General features: G+C 46.4%; 15 protein-coding genes, 1 tRNA gene, 7 pseudogenes and 1 riboswitch. Of the genes and pseudogenes, 14 read left to right on the top strand and 9 right to left on the bottom strand.

The window, feature by feature from the left end:
• The first annotated feature begins 106 nt into the window (after positions 1-106).
• From serS to MHB71_RS24720, 6 genes and pseudogenes are all read left to right on the top strand, one after another.
• Positions 107-1393: pseudogene (gene serS / locus MHB71_RS24745) on the top strand (serine--tRNA ligase).
• Positions 1394-1591: 198 nt separating this feature from the next.
• Positions 1592-1680: transfer RNA gene (locus MHB71_RS24740), tRNA-Ser, on the top strand.
• 192 nt (positions 1681-1872) lie between these two features.
• Positions 1873-2212: pseudogene (locus MHB71_RS24735) on the top strand (hypothetical protein).
• Between the two features lie 29 nt (positions 2213-2241).
• Positions 2242-2418, top strand: coding sequence for a hypothetical protein (locus MHB71_RS24730; RefSeq protein ID WP_017691325.1), 177 nt, complete (start codon positions 2242-2244; stop codon positions 2416-2418).
• Between the two features lie 21 nt (positions 2419-2439).
• Positions 2440-2592: a small acid-soluble spore protein P gene (locus MHB71_RS24725; RefSeq protein ID WP_036607296.1), complete on the top strand. Its 153-nt coding sequence runs from the start codon at positions 2440-2442 to the stop codon at positions 2590-2592.
• A 235-nt stretch (positions 2593-2827) separates the two neighbouring features.
• Positions 2828-3923 (top strand): annotated as a pseudogene (locus MHB71_RS24720) (hypothetical protein).
• A 258-nt stretch (positions 3924-4181) separates the two neighbouring features.
• Here MHB71_RS24720 and MHB71_RS24715 read toward each other — a convergent pair.
• Positions 4182-4751, bottom strand: a complete 570-nt coding sequence (locus MHB71_RS24715; RefSeq protein ID WP_340027945.1) for a GNAT family protein — start codon at positions 4749-4751, stop codon at positions 4182-4184.
• Positions 4752-4795: 44 nt separating this feature from the next.
• A pseudogene (gene tadA / locus MHB71_RS24710) lies at positions 4796-5303 on the bottom strand (tRNA adenosine(34) deaminase TadA).
• A 331-nt stretch (positions 5304-5634) separates the two neighbouring features.
• Here tadA and MHB71_RS24705 point away from each other — a divergent pair.
• From MHB71_RS24705 to rluF, 4 genes and pseudogenes are all read left to right on the top strand, one after another.
• On the top strand, positions 5635-6807 hold the full coding sequence (locus MHB71_RS24705) for a HAMP domain-containing protein (protein ID WP_340027944.1): 1173 nt from the start codon (positions 5635-5637) through the stop codon (positions 6805-6807).
• Entirely contained in the window at positions 6785-7255 is a 471-nt protein-coding gene (locus tag MHB71_RS24700; RefSeq protein WP_340027943.1) for a PAS domain S-box protein, read from the top strand. Before MHB71_RS24705 ends, MHB71_RS24700 begins: the two co-directional genes overlap by 23 nt.
• A gap of 13 nt (positions 7256-7268) precedes the next feature.
• Entirely contained in the window at positions 7269-7973 is a 705-nt protein-coding gene (locus MHB71_RS24695; RefSeq protein ID WP_340027942.1) for an ATP-binding protein, read from the top strand.
• 18 nt (positions 7974-7991) lie between these two features.
• Positions 7992-8694 (top strand): annotated as a pseudogene (rluF, locus tag MHB71_RS24690) (23S rRNA pseudouridine(2604) synthase RluF).
• Between the two features lie 211 nt (positions 8695-8905).
• On the opposite strand, the pseudogene motB reads toward rluF, so the two are convergent.
• Both motB and motA read right to left on the bottom strand, forming a co-directional pair.
• Positions 8906-9727: pseudogene (motB, locus tag MHB71_RS24685) on the bottom strand (flagellar motor protein MotB).
• Positions 9714-10514 (bottom strand): flagellar motor stator protein MotA, encoded by an 801-nt coding sequence (gene motA, locus MHB71_RS24680; RefSeq protein ID WP_036607291.1) that lies wholly within the window; start codon positions 10512-10514, stop codon positions 9714-9716. The pseudogene motB and the gene motA overlap by 14 nt, the downstream one beginning before the upstream one ends.
• Before the next feature lie 233 nt (positions 10515-10747).
• On the opposite strand from motA, the gene MHB71_RS24675 reads away from it, so the two are divergent.
• The 3 genes and pseudogenes from MHB71_RS24675 to MHB71_RS24665 all read left to right on the top strand — a co-directional run.
• Complete coding sequence (locus tag MHB71_RS24675; RefSeq protein WP_074092938.1) at positions 10748-11041, top strand: hypothetical protein; 294 nt, start codon at positions 10748-10750, stop codon at positions 11039-11041.
• A 250-nt stretch (positions 11042-11291) separates the two neighbouring features.
• Positions 11292-11588: a 4a-hydroxytetrahydrobiopterin dehydratase gene (locus MHB71_RS24670; RefSeq protein ID WP_017691315.1), complete on the top strand. Its 297-nt coding sequence runs from the start codon at positions 11292-11294 to the stop codon at positions 11586-11588.
• A gap of 153 nt (positions 11589-11741) precedes the next feature.
• A pseudogene (locus tag MHB71_RS24665) lies at positions 11742-12598 on the top strand (PfkB family carbohydrate kinase); the annotation flags it as partial.
• Positions 12599-12693: 95 nt separating this feature from the next.
• Here the strand turns inward: MHB71_RS24665 and MHB71_RS24660 are convergent.
• From MHB71_RS24660 to MHB71_RS24640, 5 genes are all read right to left on the bottom strand, one after another.
• Entirely contained in the window at positions 12694-13050 is a 357-nt protein-coding gene (locus MHB71_RS24660; RefSeq protein ID WP_036607288.1) for a cytochrome c, read from the bottom strand.
• Between the two features lie 150 nt (positions 13051-13200).
• Positions 13201-13695: a GNAT family protein gene (locus MHB71_RS24655; RefSeq protein ID WP_036607287.1), complete on the bottom strand. Its 495-nt coding sequence runs from the start codon at positions 13693-13695 to the stop codon at positions 13201-13203.
• 355 nt (positions 13696-14050) lie between these two features.
• Entirely contained in the window at positions 14051-14485 is a 435-nt protein-coding gene (locus MHB71_RS24650) for a C40 family peptidase (protein WP_223199955.1), read from the bottom strand.
• Positions 14486-14524: 39 nt separating this feature from the next.
• A riboswitch (cyclic di-AMP (ydaO/yuaA leader) is annotated at positions 14525-14662 on the bottom strand.
• 245 nt (positions 14663-14907) lie between these two features.
• On the bottom strand, positions 14908-15759 hold the full coding sequence (locus MHB71_RS24645) for a hypothetical protein (RefSeq protein ID WP_076329959.1): 852 nt from the start codon (positions 15757-15759) through the stop codon (positions 14908-14910).
• Between the two features lie 10 nt (positions 15760-15769).
• Positions 15770-17761 (bottom strand): M1 family metallopeptidase, encoded by a 1992-nt coding sequence (locus MHB71_RS24640; RefSeq protein WP_340027941.1) that lies wholly within the window; start codon positions 17759-17761, stop codon positions 15770-15772.
• Positions 17762-17862: 101 nt separating this feature from the next.
• On the opposite strand from MHB71_RS24640, the gene MHB71_RS24635 reads away from it, so the two are divergent.
• Entirely contained in the window at positions 17863-18366 is a 504-nt protein-coding gene (locus tag MHB71_RS24635) for a YwhD family protein (protein ID WP_017691308.1), read from the top strand.
• Positions 18367-18473: the final 107 nt, after the last annotated feature.

Below are 18473 nucleotides of genomic sequence, written 5' to 3'. Positions count from 1 at the left end.
GGGTTACAGGTTCCGATAAGTATATAGTAAGGTGTATACAGTAGAGTTATGAGAATGGATTTAACATAAGGCTTCACGTTGTGAGGTTATTTAGGAGGGGTATATCGTGCTTGATGTGAAAATATTGCGGAATGAGTATGCACGTGTAGAAGAAGCATTGACTAAACGTGGCAAATCGCTGGATCTTATCGCTGGATTTACCGAGATGGATGCCAAGCGTCGGGAATTGCTTCAAGAGAGTGAAACACTGAAGAGCCGTCGGAATACAGTTTCCGCAGAAGTTGCTAGACTGAAGAAGAATCGTGAGAACGCTGATGATCTGATTGTGGAGATGCGTGAAGTGTCTGATCGAATCAAAGCCATGGACGAAGAAGTTCGGGAACTGGAAGTGAAGATCAACGATCTCACAATGGCGATTCCGAACATTCCTAACGAAAGTGTACCTATTGGAGCTTCTGAAGACGACAATGTTGAGATTCGTCGTTGGGAAGAGCCGAAGTCATTTACTTTTGCACCAAAAGCACACTGGGAAATTGCGCAGGATCTCGATATTCTTGATTTTGAAGCGGCTGCCAAAGTAACAGGTTCCCGTTTTACCTTTTATAAAGGTCTGGGCGCACGTCTGGAACGTGCATTGATTAACTTCATGATGGATCTGCACAGCGATCAACATGGATATGAAGAGATTTTGCCTCCATACATTGTTAATCGGGACAGCTTGTTTGGAACAGGTCAACTCCCTAAATTCGAAGAAGACCTGTTCAAGTTGAAAGATACTGAATATTATCTGATTCCTACTGCTGAAGTTCCGGTAACGAACTACCATCGCGAAGAGATTCTGAATGTAGATCAATTGCCTAAACACTTTGTGGCATACAGGCTCTTGTTTCCGTTCTGAAGCCGGTTCGGCTGGACGGGATACACGCGGCTTGATTCGTCAGCATCAATTCAACAAAGTAGAGCCTGCTCAAGCTCTCTACTCCGGAGACTTCGTATGAAGAGCCTGGAGCAAATGACTCAAAATGCGGAGCGTGTGCTTCAATTGTTGGGCTTGCCGTATCGCGTCCTGACATTGTGCACGGCAGATATGGGCTTCACTTCAGCTAAAACGTATGATATTGAAGTGTGGTTGCCTGAAAGCGACACTTATCGTGAGATTTCTTCGTGCTCCAACTGTGAGGACTTCCAGGCGCGTCGTGCCAATATCCGTTTCCGCAGAGAGCCAAAAGCCAAACCGGAATTTGTTCATACATTGAACGGGTCAGGATTGGCTGTTGGACGGACGGTAGCCGCTATCCTGGAGAACTATCAACAGGAAGATGGTACGGTTGTTATTCCTGAAGCATTGCGTCCTTATATGGGCGGTGCAAGCGTGATTGCACGTCGCTCTTAAGTTAGAGTTAGCTAACCATCCTCGTCAAGAGGAATACAAATTCAATCCGTCATTTTGGAATGGCGGATTGGAGTGTTTTGTATAACGGAGGCAGTTGTCTGATACGGGATTATCAATTTTAATATAAAAAGGTTGCATTATAATGTCGAGATGTGGTATGATACTTTTCGTGGCAAGTTTATAAAAGTTAATTTCCCTGGAGAGGTACCGAAGCGGTCATAACGGGGCGGTCTTGAAAACCGTTAGGGGGCAACTCCACGTGGGTTCGAATCCCACCCTCTCCGCCATACTACACTTATAACAAGGATTCGAGCGATCTCGCTCGGGTCCTTTTTTGCGTTGTGAGTTTGTCCAGCGTAGTGAGCATACAGGTTGGTGACCGATGTATACGTTGCTCAGTACAACTTTATATTTTGAATAAGGCTAATATGTATAAAAACATCTTCATCGCCGCACTTTATAAGAGTGGAGGTGGTAAGATGAACCGCGAGTTAAACATCGATCAAACAGAGCTTGTAGGGGCTTGGCAAGAACGTTTGCCTCAAGTCCTGAATGTTGGAGACCAGGCTCAGGTAATGGCCGATGAAGCCGATCAGCAGGCGATTCGGATACACATTGCTACAGCAGGGCACGAGATGTACTCTTTTGATTTCAAATGTGCATATGTCGATTCCCGTGAAGTCAGCGTACAGGCTGATTGACGTGGAACGGGATGGACAAACGACGGATGAGCGTACAGAACCGATTCAGGAACTGGCTCACGATTATACACGGCACATTCATGAATGCGCCCAGTCGTTACAATCCCAGACGAGATAATAGCGTGAAATTTGAAGGAGTAAACTCAATTGACTAAAGCCAAAGCGGGAGTAGACAAAAACCTGCAAAATGTAGTCGATGATCTGGAGCAGCCTGCCGTAAACAGTCATCATGCCCAGCAAATTCAGCAAGATATTAATGATCGCCGTCATCAGGATGCACTGAATCATGATAAAACGGAAGATAGGGACCCATCCCATTCCTAACAATGATGAGGGGGCAATAATATGAGCAAACCAAAAACAATTCCCGTACCGGAAGCGCAAGCATCCGAACAGCATCGTCATTCATCCAAACGATCTTCCATGCAGGAACCATTATCCGGTTCCAAAAAAGTAAAAAATCAAAATCATGTGGATCATTTGAATCCTCAAGGTTAATAGAAGAAACAGATTCACGCAAAAGTCCCTTGTTACCTAACAGGGGGCTTTTGCGTATTCATACATATATAAAGACAGGCACATGGTTATTCCCAAAGCTGACATAGGTCTTTGTAGCCATTTTAAAGAGGAAAGATCACATTTTTCCCAAATTAGGTTTCGGTATCTGGTGATATGGTATATCATTGATATTGAATTACTTTTTTTTGGGGTTATCACGAGAGGAGAGAAACAAATGACTAAACGTATGGGGGCGCTTCTTCTCACGTTGCTGTTGACCGTATCTATGGCATTAACAGCATGTAGCAGCAAGCAGGAACCAAAAGAGGCATTGAAGACGGCTGCGGCCAATGCTTCCAAATTGACTTCGTATGAAATGAGTTCTAATTTCACTATTAATGAATTGAGCTATAAACCTGGGGATGCTTCACAAACTGATCCTACTATGACTCAGTTTATGAGCATGCTGAAGGATGCTCAGTTGAATGTAACAGGTGTATACCAAAGTGAGCCAATGCAGACAGAGATGACTCTTGGCATCGAGCTTAAAGGCGACATGGGTATGACCTTTAACATCCCAATGGTGATGACGGCAGAGAAACTCTATGTGAAAGTGCCGAACATTCCGTTCTTCCCGATTCCGGAGAATGTTGTTAACAAGTTCCTGGAGCCTGGACCTGAAAGAACTGGCTGAGCAAGAGGGTACAGAATGGAACCCTGATGCTATGGACGCAGCCAAAACGCAAAAGCTGAGCAACGAAGTTATGGACGCAGTGCTGAGCGAGTACGATCAAGCTAAATTCTTCAAAAATCTAGACACCAAAGATGCAAAACTTCCTGAGGGTGTAGATGCGAAGCAAGTTGTACAATTCTCGGTGAATAATGACAATGTTAAAGAAGCAGTTACTGTACTGGTAACAAAAGCTATGCCTAAAGTATTGGATATTCTGTCCAAAGAGGAATATCGTGAAATGCTGCAAATGGATCAGGCTGATATCGACAAAGCTAAAGAAGATCTGAAGATCACTGAAGCAGATCAGGCTGAAATGGCTAAAGACTTGGATAAATTGAAAGATGTTCTGACAATCAACCAATTCAACATCGATTTCGCATTGGACAAAAACGACTTCCCTGTATATCAAAAGATGGTCGCTGATGTGCTGATCAAGCCAGAAGGTACAAAAGACGAAGTGAAATTGGCATTTACCGGTTCCAATACGTACACCAAGATTAACGAAAAAGCAGCATTCAAAATCAACATCCCTACTGGCGATGACGTAATTACTATGCAAGAGTTCGAAGAATTGATGAACGCTTCATACGGATACTAATCTCGCTGAGTTCAAACCGTCTGTGATTCAAGTGAAGGATAATCTCCTTCCGCTTGGGTACAGGCGGTTTTTTTTAGACAGCGCAAGAGGGGATACCCGAAAAATAATTGATCTTTGTAGTTGAATCGTGGCTGGTGATCTATACAAATAAAACCGCACTCTCTCCTACATAACTAGGGTAGTGCGGTTTTGTACATTAACTTTGTATATAGTTAAATTGGGAATACAGACAGCTTTATTGGGAAGCTTCTAAATCAATTAATTCGTAAGTTCGTCCAAGTCTTCAGCAAGTACAGCATAGATCTGATGATCCTGATATTTGCCGTTGATCTTGAGGTATTTGCGAGCAGTACCTTCAAACTGGAATCCGTTCTTCTCCAGAACGCGCTGTGAACCTTTGTTGGAGGGCAATACTGCAGCCTGAATCCGATTTAACTTCAGCGCACGGAAGCCATAAGCTGCGGCCAGTTTAACCGCTGCTGTCATTCGTCCGCCACCCTGATAATCTGGATGGATAAAGTAACCCATATCCGCATAATTGGCAACGCCTAATACGACATTATTGATACTTACTTGTCCAATTAGCAGGCTGTCTTTAATAGTATAGATTCCAAATTGATATCCTGTACCTTCTTCTGCTGCCTTGACCCGATCCTCAATCCGCCGAGTCTGAGCATCCAGTGTATAGAACTCATCGTCTCGCACGGGTTCTACAGACTGGTATGGGACGCGTGTGATCTGAATCAGGTCCAGATAGGACTGTGTATCCTGGGGTGTGAGCAACCGAAGGCTAATGCCATTGGCTGTATCATAGAGTGTTAGTGCCATTACAGCACACTTCCTTTCTAAATTGGGATGTTTGTAGTCGGTGGCTACTTTAACTTTTGGCGCAGACTTCTGAAAAATTGAGTTAGCATCGTGGAGCATTCAGGCTGAAGGATATCCGGAATCACCTCGGTACGATGGTTAAAACGAGGCTCCTGTAACAGGTTCATCAGTGTACCTGCACAGCCTGCCTTGGGATCAGCCGTACCATAGATTACGCGGGGGACCCTGGATTGTACAATTGCACCTGCACACATTGGACAAGGTTCCAGTGTGACGTACAGAGAACAATCCAACAAACGCCAAGCTCCGATGGTCTCGCTGGCCTGACGAATAGCCACCATCTCTGCATGGGCGGTGGAATCCAGTGTAGTTTCACGCAGATTGTATCCCCGACCAATAATTTGGTTATTTTGTACGATTACAGGCTCCAATCGGCACTTCCCCAAGAGCCTCAGCTTTGTAGGCCTCGGCAATGGCCTCTCGCATCCAGTGCTCATGCTGAGCTTCCTCAGATAAATGCGCAAGATCGGTCTGAAGAAAATGGTCAGTCATTACTATATAACTCCTTCCAAAATCGTTTATTCAGCGAACAAATATTCGGGTTGTTAACATGTTGTGTATAGAATTGTGGATAACCGTGTAGTTGCTCACATAGTTATAAACAAACTATCCACAAGCCTGTGGGTATGTGGATAAATAAAGTGATTAATTTCATTGTAGAGTTCGAAAATGCAAAAAACAACGAATTTCGAGCTTTTCAGTCATTCGGTAACTTTTGGACACGGGTCAATTATCCTTTTCAAAAAGACATACAAGCGTTATGATGGAGATAGGTTTTGCCATATATCGCCAGAGGGTACAAGCCGAGAGGTGAACAAAAAACTTGTCTATTAAAACGAAATTATCCATGATTATGTCGTGCTCAGTGCTCGTTATTTTAGTGTTGAATATCGCACTGAGTTATTATACTACAGAAGAGAATCTGAGGCAGGACAGTGAAACCAAGATGGTGCTCACTGCAAAGCAGATTGCAATTGCTGTCGAACAGAATCAATACAGTTCGGATTATGTAAAACGGCAGATTGGAAACAATCTGTGGCTTGCTGCTGTCATGGCAGCGGAAGAATTGGACCCGGATATTAATAATATCACAAATGAAGAACTTGTACGCTTGAGCCAAAAGGTCGGCGTCTCACATATTTCGTTAATGGAGCAGACGGATGATGACATCGTTGTTAGCCGCTCCTCAGATCCGAGAGAAATCGGGCTATCCACTAAATCTATGACTTATTGGTATCAGGCCTTTAAGCAATTGTTTGAAAAACAACAGGTGACGATCCCCCAAGGGCAGAAGTTGGAGCATTTCTGGTCAGATGGATTCGAATATTCGACATCCAGTCCTTCGGATATTGATATCTGGGGTTACTACCATGATGGAAAGAGAAACTACATAATCAATCCCTTCTATAATAATACGGAAGTTGATGACTATGTGAAAATCTCTAGTCCGGATGAGATTTTAAATAAAATTCGTGAGGTCAATCCCTCCATTCTGGAGATTACAGGCATCAATCCGTTGACTTTTGGCAGCCCGAACATGGGTGATGACGGAAGAGATTCGAACTTTAGCAAGTTGAATAACAGACCGATTCGTTTTGGTACATACCAGTATGGTTCTACGGATGAGGATCATCGTGCTGTGGTGCGCGCCATTCGAACAGGGCAAAATGTATCTTTTGTCAGTGAAACGCACGAACAGAAGGTACTGAAGAGTTTTATTCCCATTTTCACACCCAATCAGTCTTCCTATGTGATCAGTATTGTCATGGACTATAAGCAAATATCCTCCATGGTATCTGAGCAGTTGGTGAGCCATGCCTCCATATCGTTGGTTTTGCTGGAGATTGTGATCTTTGGCAGCTATTTGCTCGCAGGGTATATCACACGTCCGATCCAATCCATACTGGGCAAAGTGAATGATGTAGCGGATGGGCACTTTGATTTCCGTCTGAAAGTAAAGAGGAAAGATGAACTTGGCCCTGGCCAATCGTATTAATGCCATGATTCGTAATCTGGGCCATTATACGAGCCGTCTGAAACAGATGTATGAAGAGAATCGGGCGGTGAAAGAACATCTGGAATCCATTATCAATCAGACAGCGGATGCCATTCACATTACGGATCTTGAAGGAAAAGTGCTGCGGGTTAACCGGGCATTTGAACAATTATATGGCTTTCGAAGTCGTGAGGTGGAAGGTCGTAATCTCAAGATCATCCCGCCAGAGGCAGAAGAAGAAATGAAACGTCAGCATGCCCAACTCGTTGAGGGGATGTCCATTACGTCCAACGAAACTACCTGGATGAAGAAAGACGGGACCCGAGTAGAGGTCAGTGTCAGTACGGCTCCGGTACGAGACGAGGCTGGAGAGATTACCGCACTCATTAGCGTCTCTAGGGACATTACAAGTCGTAATCGGATGGAAGAGCCTGCTCAGACGTTCTGAGAAGCTAACAACCGTGGGCCAGCTTGCAGCAGGTGTGGCACATGAGATTCGTAATCCACTGACCACGCTGCGCGGGTTCCTACAGTTACAGCAAGAGAGCAATAAGCTGAATCATCGTCATCTGGATCTGATGTTATCGGAACTGGATCGAATCAACCTTATTGTTGGTGAATTTCTGATTCTGGCGAAACCGCAGGCGGTTCATTTTCAGAATCGGGACATTCGTTTTATTCTTGGCGATGTCATCTCGTTACTGGATAGTCAGGCGCATCTGCATGGTGTAGAATTTGTACTGCGTGCCTCATCCGATTCGGCTATGGTACACTGTGAAGAAAACCAGTTGAAGCAGGTATTCATCAATTTGCTGAAAAACGGTATGGAGGCCATGCCAAATGGAGGAAACATTCATATCAAGCTCAAGCATGACGAGCAGTCGAAACGCGTCAGAATTGAGATCAGGGATGAGGGCATTGGTATCCCGGAAGAGATGATGCCCAAGCTTGGGGAACCTTTCTTTACGAATAAAGAGTCTGGAACAGGGCTTGGCCTCATGGTCAGTCAGCGCATTATTCAATCACATAAGGGCATGATGGATATTAAAAGCGTCATGAACAAGGGAACAACAGTTATTATTGAACTGCCTGCATCCGAGCAACAACCGGAAGTTATTGAGGTAGATCAGGTAACAGATGACACACTTACAGATGAAGAGAAATAGATGAGGTGAGATTACCTTTTGCGTATTAATAAATTTATTAGTGAAACAGGTTATTGCTCCCGGCGTGAAGCCGACAAGTTGGTGGATAGTGGTCAGGTAACCATTAATGGAGTTAAGGCTGAACTGGGCAGTCAGGCAGAAGAAGGCGACGATGTAAGAATTAATGGCAAGCCAATCAAGGAAAAGAGAAAACACGTATATATCGCGCTGAATAAACCGATCGGGATCACAAGTACAACCGAGCAGCATATTCAGGGCAATATCGTTGATTTTGTCGGGCACGATGAACGTATCTTTCCAATTGGGCGCCTGGATAAGGACTCAGAAGGTTTGATCCTGATGACCAATGATGGTGATATCGTTAACCGGATTCTTAGATCAGAAGGGCGCCATGAGAAAGAGTATATCGTTACTGTTGATCGATCTGTAACCCCGAGTTTTCTTAGAGGTATGAGCACTGGGGTGAAGATCCTGGGTGAAATGACCCTGCCTTGTACAGTGACCCGGATGACGGATCGAGTATTCCGTATCATCCTGACTGAAGGAAAGAACCGTCAGATTCGGCGGATGTGTAGTGCCTTTGGTTACGAGGTTCGTAAGTTGAAGCGTATTCGGATCATGAACATCCATCTTGGAGAAATGGCGACAGGTTCATGGAGAGAGCTTACCCCTGCTGAAAAAGCGGAGCCTGGGCGGTCTGTTAGACTATTCACTGGAATAGTTGATTCGAGTTCCACTAATTAACTGATTGAAGCCCTGCTTTCCGAAAAGGAGCGCAGGGCTTTTTGGTGCAGATTTAATGAAGACTAGTCAATAATACCGAATAGTACGGAAATATGTAGATGAACCAGGCATAAGCCTTATATAAACCAAAAAGACCGTTCTCCTTGTACCTGGAGAACGGTCTTTGGTTAATGAATCGCTGCAGGCCTCTAGTTTCCTCCGCCAACGGCTTTTACATTTGTATTGTTACTTTGATACTTCCGAATGATAGATACCTCTACACGGCGATTCTGTGCCCGTCCCGTATTGGTGTCATTGCTGGCAATCGGATGATACTCTCCATAACCACTTGGTGTGAATTTGGAAGGGTCCAATTGCGAGTTCAGCAACAGGATTTTCAGGAAGTTGAGCGCACGATCTGCGCTTAGATCCCAGTTATCCTTATATTGGTTGTTCGAAATGGGAATATTATCGGTATGACCGGATACAACCACTTCATATTCAGGAAACTCCTGCAGCATGCTTGAGATTGCTTTGGCCAGGGATCGTGATTCAGGCTTCACATCTGCTCGGCCTGAGGAGAACAGGGCGTTATCACTGATGGTGATCTTCAATTCAGACTGATTCAGCTTGGTGTTCAAATTTGGTCCGAGAGCCCGTTCTTCGATATATATTTGTCGAGTCGCTCTTTGAGTTTCTCCAGGTCTTCTTGTTCTTTCTTAGCCATCTGTGCATCTGTAATCTGGCCTGGTGTTTTCTTGGTGATTTCTGTAGGTTCCTGTTTGTTCTTACCCAGATCAGCACCTGGCGTATCCGGATTCATGGACGAATGGTCCAGAATTCCGGAACCTCCATTTAATGCACTGTTCAGTGCGGAAGCCATCTGCTCGAACTTAGCTGCATCGATTGAACTCATACCGAACAATACAATAAACAGAGCGAGCAACAAGGTCATCAAGTCGGAATAGGGAAGCAACCAGGCTCTCGTCTATATGCTCTTCATGTGGTTCGTGCTTCTTAGCCTTTTTCACCTGGTGATCCCTCCTTCTCTTCCAGTTGTTTACGTTCGGAAGGTGTCAGGAATACGGATAACTTTTGGTTGATGGCGATGGTGGAGACACCGGATTGTATGGATAACAGTCCTTCAACCATCATCAGCTTGATCTCCATTTCTTGCTTGGACATCCGTTTCAGCTTGTTAGACATCGGGTGCCATAACACGTAACCACTAAATATACCAAGGAGTGTTGCGATAAATGCTGCCGCAATCGCATGGGAGAGTTTCTCCATGTCACTGAGATCGGCAAGTGCTGCGATGAGACCTACAACGGCCCCGAGAACCCCGAGCGTTGGTGCGTACATCCCCGCCTGAGCGAAGATCAAGGCACTGCCACGGTGGCGCTCCTCTGTAGCATGAATATCTTCCATGAGCACATCACTTACAAATTCCTGATCGTTGCCGTCTATAATCATACGCATACCGCCACGAAGGAACTGATCGTCAATCTCTTCTACTTTTGATTCCAGTGCAAGCAAACCTTCACGACGGGTAGTGGAAGCCCAATCCATAAATGTGCCGATCAGGGATACGCGATCAATAAGTACTTGATTTTTGAAAACAATCCCGAAAAGCTTAGGGATTTTCTTAACTTCAGACATCGGAAATGCGATAAAGATGGTTCCTGCCGTACCAACAAAGATAATAATGTAGGCTGCGGGATTGTTAACTAGGTTGATTAAGGGCGCACCCTTCAAGAACATACCAAATACAAGGGAGACCAGCCCCAAAATTAGTCCAATAATCGTTGAAATGTTCATCATACACCTCATCCATGAGATAAAATTGAATCCTTTCAAGCGGCTGTGTTCGGGCTTCCGGACGAATTTTTGGCCGCAATCCGTTCAATGTTAGGCATTCCTTACGGTTGCTAAAACAGTTAAAACGGTCATATATGTATTTATCGACCAGAAGGCCTTTTTTTTTAAGGGCTATTTTCAGGTATAATAAGATCAAATCCGCTCCTTAGGGGCCGAATAGGAGTGAAAAGCCAATGGGCGTAAAGCATGGACGGGATTATGAAGGAATTTTGACAGATCTGACAACAGCAATCGGACGTATACCGGATCGGTATGTTTTCTTTGAAATGGACGCGGAAGAGTGGGAGAGACTGGCTGCATCTGACCAACTTGAAGTGGATGAGGCGTTGGCGGAGGATCTGTTCTATGCGCTGGGCGAGGAGTCCGTTATTCCGGTTGGAAGTGGCGTGGTCATCCATGATAAGGAACAGCACCGCATTCATATTTTGATCGGGGAAGAAGAGTTGACATTTGTACCTTTAATTTAGTGTGTTTACATGCATTTTCAGGGGTGTAAATGGAATTGGAATTCCCCTCAAAGCCTTATGGTTATTGGTTCTATGCCATATAGTTGATTGGATTTTGAAGCTTGTCCGTGGTAAGATGTTAGTCGTGAAATGGGCCAACCGCATGGCGGTGAGCCTGGCCTTTGAGGTTGCTGTTGATTGCGCCGAAGGTGTCGGTGGTTATACGGACGCATGTCTGTAATATACCATCCTATGGGGAGGAAGATAACGCATGGTTTTTTCGCAAGAGGAAGTCGAAGCTCATCTGGGAAGGCTGGAAGGCTGGGAACTGGAAGAGGGACGGTGGATTGTACGTAAATTCGTGTTCTCCAACTACATGAAAGGGATTGCATTTGTGGATGAGGTCGCTGCGATCTCGGAAGCATTCAATCATCATCCTTTTATTACGATTGATTATACAACGGTTACGCTGCGTCTCACATCATGGGATGCGGGTGGTATTACATCTGTAGATATCAAGGAAGCAGGGCAATATAACGAAGCTTATGACAAAATGAGGTCGCAATAACGAGGTCGGTTATTATCGCGCGGCCAGAAGTGAGTGAACCATACATGTCAGACTATAATCAGAAACAACCTCTTATTGCTGTCGTAGGCAGTCTCAATATGGATCTTGTGGTGAAGACAGACACGATTCCGGAAGAGGGAGAGACGGTGAGCGGTGAGGAGCCTGCATTATCTCGCTGGTGGCAAAGGGGCCAACCAGGCTGTTGCCGCTGCGCGTCTGGGTGGACAGACTACGATGATTGGTGCGGTGGGATCGGACGGTTTTGGCGAAAGTCTGCTGCACAGTCTGACGGAAAGTGGTGCAGATGCCTCGCAGGTTCGCATATTGGAAGACACGGTTACAGGGACGGCTTCCATCTGGCTCTCTCGGGGAGACAACCGGATTATCGTTATTCCTGGTGCGAATGGGCAAGTGGTGCCTGAGATGCTGGAAGAGGCGGATACGGTAAAAAGCCTGACTGCAGCCGCAGCGGTGCTGCTACAGCTGGAGATCCCGCTGCCAGCGGTTACCCGCGCCGCCCAACTGACGGCTGAAGGCAGCGCACTGGTGGTGCTCAACCCGGCTCCCGCGGTGCCGGGTCTGCCCCAGGAGGCTCCTGCGGTGCGTCGACGTTGTCACGCCGAACCGCAGTGAGCTTGCCGTGCTTACCGGCCGGGATCATCTCCGGCCGGAAGACCTGGATGCGGCGGTCGCAGAGCCTCGCCGCATCCCTCGGGGCCGCTGTCGTCACGACGCTCGGCCCCGAGGGGGCTGTCTACGCGGCGGCGCCTGGTGGCCGCGTACAAGCAGGGCGTGCCGGCGCGTGCCGTGCGCCCGGCTACGCCGTAAGCGCCGTCGATACGACCGGCGCTGGCGATTGCTTCAACGGCGCGCTGGCGGTAGCCCTCGCGCGCGGTGAGACTTTGGACGCGGCCGTAGGCTTCGCCATGGGTGCGGCCGCGTTATCCGTGACAAAGCTCGGCGCCCAGTCCGGGATGCCGTCCGCACGTGAAGTTGAGGCCTTTTTGGCTGAGCATGCCGCAGAGGCTTAATAATTGATATAACAAAGAGGCTCTTATTCTCCGAAAAGGGGATTAAGCGCCTCTTTGTTATGCATGTGCAGAGATTATTTCTTCTCTGACAGCCACATGGCGATATTTGCAATCTCTTCGTCCTGCAGTTTGCCCTTGAAGGAAGGCATGCCACCTTTACCCTTGACAATCGTAGAATAGATCTTCTCCAGATCATCCTGGCTGCCGATGTTTGCCAGAGCAGGTCCTACGCCACCTTGAAGCTGATCCCCGTGACAGGAGATACAATTGGCTTTGACCAGTGCTTCAGCCTGTCCGGCATCCAATGTTACTTCCGGCATGGTTGGTTTGGCTTCTTCAGCCACTTCTTCTTTCCCTGGAAGCGTAAACATTAAAACAATAGCTAAAGCGCATGCTGCAAAAAATACTCCGCTCATGATCCATTTGTGCATCCCTTATGTCCCCTCCAGAATGAAAGATCATCTAACCTGAAACTATCCATATCATTATAACGGAACCTGTACTGACATCATAGCATTTTGTGGGAATTTTTTGAACTAATCACATAACAAGGGGCAAATTTGGTTGTTTTGCAATGGATTCTAACCGCGAGGCCCTTCATAAACCATACAGTGAAAGGGCTTCAAGCCGCTGGGGGTCTGTCGTTCGTATGTATCCTGGGTGACAAATCCACTCTTCAGATAGACTTGAATGGCACGAGCATTCCAAGTGAGTACTTCCAGATCAATCTCATTCGTGGGATTTCGGCGAATAGCTTCTTGTACAATGGCAGTGACAAAAGCTGTCCCTTGACCCTGACCACACAGCTCTGGATGCATGCCAAGGCCAATCCGGGTTACCCCTTGAAGTGGGAAGTATTGAGCAAACCCACATATACGATCGTTCTGATCCAGGACGATCGCATATTGCTCCTGCCGCAGCTGTGCATCTCCGAATTCCACTTCCAGAGCTTTCATCTGCTCCCAGGGGAGCCAGCTGTAGATATTGTAAGGCGGATCATACTGCCAACTGCAGATAAGCTCCGCATGTTCTTCTCGCATGGGTACAACGTGAAACGTCACAGGGGTTTCCTTCATACACCTGCATGCTCCTTTCCTTGAAACAGAACTCTTTGTCCACTCTACAAAAGTGATGTTCATTTAGCAAGTCTTCCTTCCCAAGAAAAAAAATGAAACAAAAGTTCCGGTAATTTCGTTTATATTATAACGGGATGGGTAAAAACATCATAAGGGCACGGACGAACGAACGCAAAATGAACCTGTTGATGTCGCAGGATATACCCCGAGTATAACTTGCAACATGAATAAGGATTGAAGCACAAAAAAACCGCCGGATACATTCCTGCGGAGAATGTACCGGGCGGTTCTGTTATGCTTCTTGCTTCGTTCCAGTATGGTTAATGGTTACAGCATCATGTTGCTCAGCTTGTCCCTAGTCAAGGGCCAGTGATTCATATGCGTCCGTGCTCATAATCCGTTTTGCGCCAACATAACGATTGGCCCAGTAGTTTTCACTCAATGCACTGATCGTAACGCCTTTGGAAGAAGAGGAGTGTGCGAACTTTCCATCCCCTACAAAGATTCCTACATGAGATACGCCTTTACCTGTTGTATTAAAGAACACCAGATCGCCAGCTCTCATTTCCATGCGGGATACGGAATCGCCCATGTCGAATTGGGAACTGGATTGGCGTGCCAAATCAATACCCAACTTGTCGAATACATACCGGGTAAATCCGGAGCAGTCAAAGCCGTTAAGCGTTGTTCCCCCACTTTTGTATGTAGTTCCCATTGCTGAATCAATTACTGTGTCCATCTTTGAATCTGCGAATGCGCTACCTGCACCAAGCGATAAAGCGAATGTGATGCTAAGTACAGCTGCGGTTAATTTCTTCTTGAACAAGAGATATTCCCCTTCCAATGCCTGCGAGGTTAGCTTAAGGATTCGGTTGAAGGTCCCCTATGATCCCTCTGTAGCAAGATCAATTCACCCATAACTGGTTCCCCCGCTTCCCAGGTGCCAGGAATTTGGCTATGCTAGTTATGCACCTGCGAAATCAAGAAATGACGATTTAATTTTAAGTAGTTACAAATATGAATGTAAAGATTACAAAGTTGTTACTAAAAACTCACTGCGATTATTGTAACAGAGGAGTACGGCTTTGGCAACGTTTAGCAACAAAATTAGCAAAAAAAACCTCGACCTTTGACGGGGAAAGGTTGAGGTTTGCCTATTTATAAGTACATATTAGGCCATGAGTTTAACATGTGATGGTAACAATTTTTAAACTATCTGCTCTCACCTTTGGATATTTTGGACTGCCATAATCGGAAATGGCTGCATATTTTCCACAGACTCAATAGACATCTGGCAAGTGGATACGTCTGTTGTAGTATAAGTCCGGTCAGTCCCGTTAATAACCATGAGGCTGTAGTGAACGCCCCAAAGACGAGCAGGTGTACTCCGCCCAGCAGTAATGCAATGCCGATTACAGCGATGATATGACGCAGTGCAATCCAGAGTGCTTTGAGGGTACCGTGAGCCCCGCCTTCTCCTTCTGGTGCCGAAACACCGAACTGCATATAGAGTATGACATGGTGGATGATCCAACCATATACAATCCAGGCAGCAACATAAGGTATGCCAGGCAAAAGTAATTGAAGGGAATGAAATCCGTCCATGAGAATCGAGTAGAGCTTCGGTATGAGCCAGTAGGCGGGCAGAAGTATCAATAATGTACGTATGGTGTGGAGCAGCAGCATCGGTTTCCACAGATTTTTGATTCCGCGGACAAAGGGGATACGCTCTTCTGTAGAATTAAAGTGCTGAAGTGAGTAGAGCAGTCCTGCCTGAATGAGGGGGCTGATCAACATGCGAACCAGCAGCATGCCCCCGAGAATCCATAGATAACGATGAACCTCCGGATGGGTAGACAGGTTAAGTTGACTTTCCATTTTGAACAAAAGTGTACTCAGCTCACCGGCATCAGCATCTGGATAGCGAAGGAGCAGTGGGATGACGGCCGATTGTACCATTCGATAGAAGAAATATCCCCAAATGAGTTGATAGAGAAATAAGAGTGCGGCAATGAACATATGCTGACGGACGAGAAACCAGCCTTCACGTATTTTCGCTTTCACCGTTTCCACCTCACCATGACAGACCTCCGAATATGGCTTCTATTAGTTTGGTTACACTCATGCTCCAGCGGGACTTCGTCTGCTCATCCAGTCCGGATTTCAGGAAATTGTTCATATGGCGGTTCTCCAACACGATCGAGTACAGGGGATCGGTCATGGCCCAGGATACGGGGGATGTGTGAGTTAATTTATACGTGATGCGATCTTCTTTGCCATTCCATTGCTTGGTGAGGATATGCCCGTCTTCAAAAGCAATGCGAACAGGAACGGCGCTGTAATCACTACCTTTTTTTGCGATCGTCACGGATGACTCGTACAATGTTTGACCGTCTTTCTGTACGGGCGTAACACGAATCTTCTCTACAGCAAAGTCAGCCATCCCGTTACTATAGACGTATTGATCAAAATAATCAGACCAGGAAGTACGGGTCACTTGTTCCACAACGTTTTGAAAATCAGCCGAAGTGGGATGTTTGAAGCGGTACTTCTTCACATAGGTAGAGAGAATGCGTTCCATCTTTTTTGCGCCGACTTGATGTTCGATACCAAGCAATACAAGTTTGCCACGTGTATAGACATTGGCTGCATACTCATTCTGTGAATCGAACTTCCAGGATTCTTGTGTTAAGGATGAAGGAGACGTAATCAGTCCCGATTGTACCGGCAGATTCGGAATCAATCCGTATTCCTGCTCCATCAGTTTGTCTTCTGCATAAGAGGTGAATCCCTCATCCAGCCAGGCTTCCTCGAATTCGTTGCTGGCAACCATGCCGTAGAAGTACTGGTGTCCAATCTCGTGGACTACGGTACGTTCCAGGTCATAACCCGGAGTAGTATCATCGGCTCCAAAGGCCGTAACTAGCGTAGGGTATTCCATACCTCCAGCGCCGTTCCCCGCTTTGGGTGGAACTACGATGGATAAGGTAGCGTAAGGATATGGGCCAAACCATTTGCTATAATTGGCTAGAGCGGCCTTCGCGGCGTAGAAGTAACGTTCTTTCAGATCCTGATGAGCAGGGTCCAGATATAACTTGATTCGTACACCAGGCACATTGGGTGCAGAGAAGGGTTCCTCGGCGTAGACAAAATCCGGTGAAGCTGCCCATGCGAAGTCATGCACATCATCGGCGTAAAATTGATAGACCTTTTCTCCATTCTTCACCACGGCTTGCTGCGTCGGAAATCCAGTAGCAGCTACTTTGTATGTTTCAGGCACCCGAATACGCACACTATATATACCGAAGTCAGCGTAAAACTCTGAATTGCCATGGTACTGGTGCAGATTCCAGCCTTCCGTTGTTCGTCCACGTCTGCCCACAGGTTCATAGGCACTTAATTTGGGAAACCATTGACCTGCCATGACAAAATGATCAGCAGTTCCCATCCGGGCAAAAATCTTCGGCAGATTCACTTCAAATCGGGTGTGGAGCGTGATGCTTTCCCCGCCTTTGACGGGTTTGGGCAAGCGTACTTTAATGAGGGTGGTGTCCTTGATATTTCCGTCATCTGGTTGCACATACTGCATCCGGTGTAGCAGAGAGAGCCCGTCCTCCGTTTTCATTTCGGTAATGTTCATAGAGCCGTAGCCATTGGTAGGCATGACATCACCCCGAAGCTTTCCACCGGATTCCTTCATAAAGGTGGTGTCAGCAGAAGAGAAGGCGTTGGGATACATATGAAAGTAAAGCTCGCTGACGGTTTTTTTACCTGGATGTGTCCAGGTAATCGTCTGAGTCCCTTCCAGTACATTCCCTTCGACCAGTTTTACATCCATGTGATATTCCACAACACGGTTGCTGTACACTTCGGCAGTAGGGGTCTGTACACTTTCTGGAGGTGCTGGCGTTGGGGCTATTGCCTTAGGCTTGCCCGATTCGGGGGCGAGTACTGGCAATTCGGAATGAGTTGAGCGATTATAACCCAGAGTGATCCATATCCCTCCGGCAAGTACACACAGGGCCAGGGATGCAGTGAGCCAGCTCTTGGCGCGTCGTGGAATCATCGTTAAATACCTCCCGTTGACAAGCATCTACAGCATGTATATGTTTGCAATGGGGCAATTATTAGTTAAAATATTTGTATCAACCCTTGGAGGTTATAAACATGGACCAAAATGAGCAAAACGGCAAAAAACAGATTGCCTTGAATATCGTTAGTGCAAAAAGCAAGCATAAAGGCTTCGGTGCAGGCTCCATTGAGCTGAATAACCTTTCCCCGGTCATTATTGATAATGGCGAAGCCAAAATCGATATCGGTGCGATGCATGCGAAGAGCAAAGTGGAACGCAATATCAAGTTCTCTACCAATCGTGAGGATGTGCCCAACGGACGCCAGGTATGGCTGGTGTGGGTAGCTGTCGATCGCACGGAGGAAGGACAACTGTATGGTGGAGCAACGGCATGTGAGATGTGGATTGATACGGAAGCAAGACGTGGATGGAAACTGCTGGCCGAACATGTGAATCGCATGGATTATGCCTTGAAGCGTCGCTTCATGTTGGATGAGCTTGGACCTGAAGCTCGAGCTGCACTTAAGACACTGTTGATCTCACACAACGAAGACTGGTGGAATGCTTCTCCAGATGTATTGAAGGAAGCACTCGCCTAAGGCAGATCTTTCAACACAGTCTAAAAGAAAAAAAGCAAAAGGCCCCTTGACCGGAAAGTTCGGTTGGGGGTCTTTTGCTTGTGCCTTAGTCGTATTCATCGATCTGA

Origin of the sequence: Paenibacillus sp. FSL H7-0940 (assembly GCF_037979415.1) — a bacterium.
Lineage (GTDB): Bacteria > Bacillota > Bacilli > Paenibacillales > Paenibacillaceae > Paenibacillus > Paenibacillus amylolyticus.
Note: the sequence above shows the minus strand (reverse complement) of the source record. Positions and strands in the feature narration are given on the sequence as shown.

Excerpts from the sequence above, each read along its gene's own strand:
- MHB71_RS24655 (WP_036607287.1), bottom strand. The coding sequence starts at position 13,695 with ATGAAGGAAACCCCTGTGACGTTTCACGTTGTACCCATGCGAGAAGAA.
- MHB71_RS24635 (WP_017691308.1), top strand. The coding sequence starts at position 17,863 with ATGGACCAAAATGAGCAAAACGGCAAAAAACAGATTGCCTTGAATATC.
- MHB71_RS24660 (WP_036607288.1), bottom strand. The coding sequence starts at position 13,050 with ATGCACAAATGGATCATGAGCGGAGTATTTTTTGCAGCATGCGCTTTA.
- MHB71_RS24725 (WP_036607296.1), top strand. The coding sequence starts at position 2,440 with ATGAGCAAACCAAAAACAATTCCCGTACCGGAAGCGCAAGCATCCGAA.
- MHB71_RS24715 (WP_340027945.1), bottom strand. The coding sequence starts at position 4,751 with ATGGCACTAACACTCTATGATACAGCCAATGGCATTAGCCTTCGGTTG.
- motA (WP_036607291.1), bottom strand. The coding sequence starts at position 10,514 with ATGAACATTTCAACGATTATTGGACTAATTTTGGGGCTGGTCTCCCTT.
- MHB71_RS24670 (WP_017691315.1), top strand. The coding sequence starts at position 11,292 with ATGGTTTTTTCGCAAGAGGAAGTCGAAGCTCATCTGGGAAGGCTGGAA.
- MHB71_RS24640 (WP_340027941.1), bottom strand. The coding sequence starts at position 17,761 with ATGATTCCACGACGCGCCAAGAGCTGGCTCACTGCATCCCTGGCCCTG.
- MHB71_RS24675 (WP_074092938.1), top strand. The coding sequence starts at position 10,748 with ATGGGCGTAAAGCATGGACGGGATTATGAAGGAATTTTGACAGATCTG.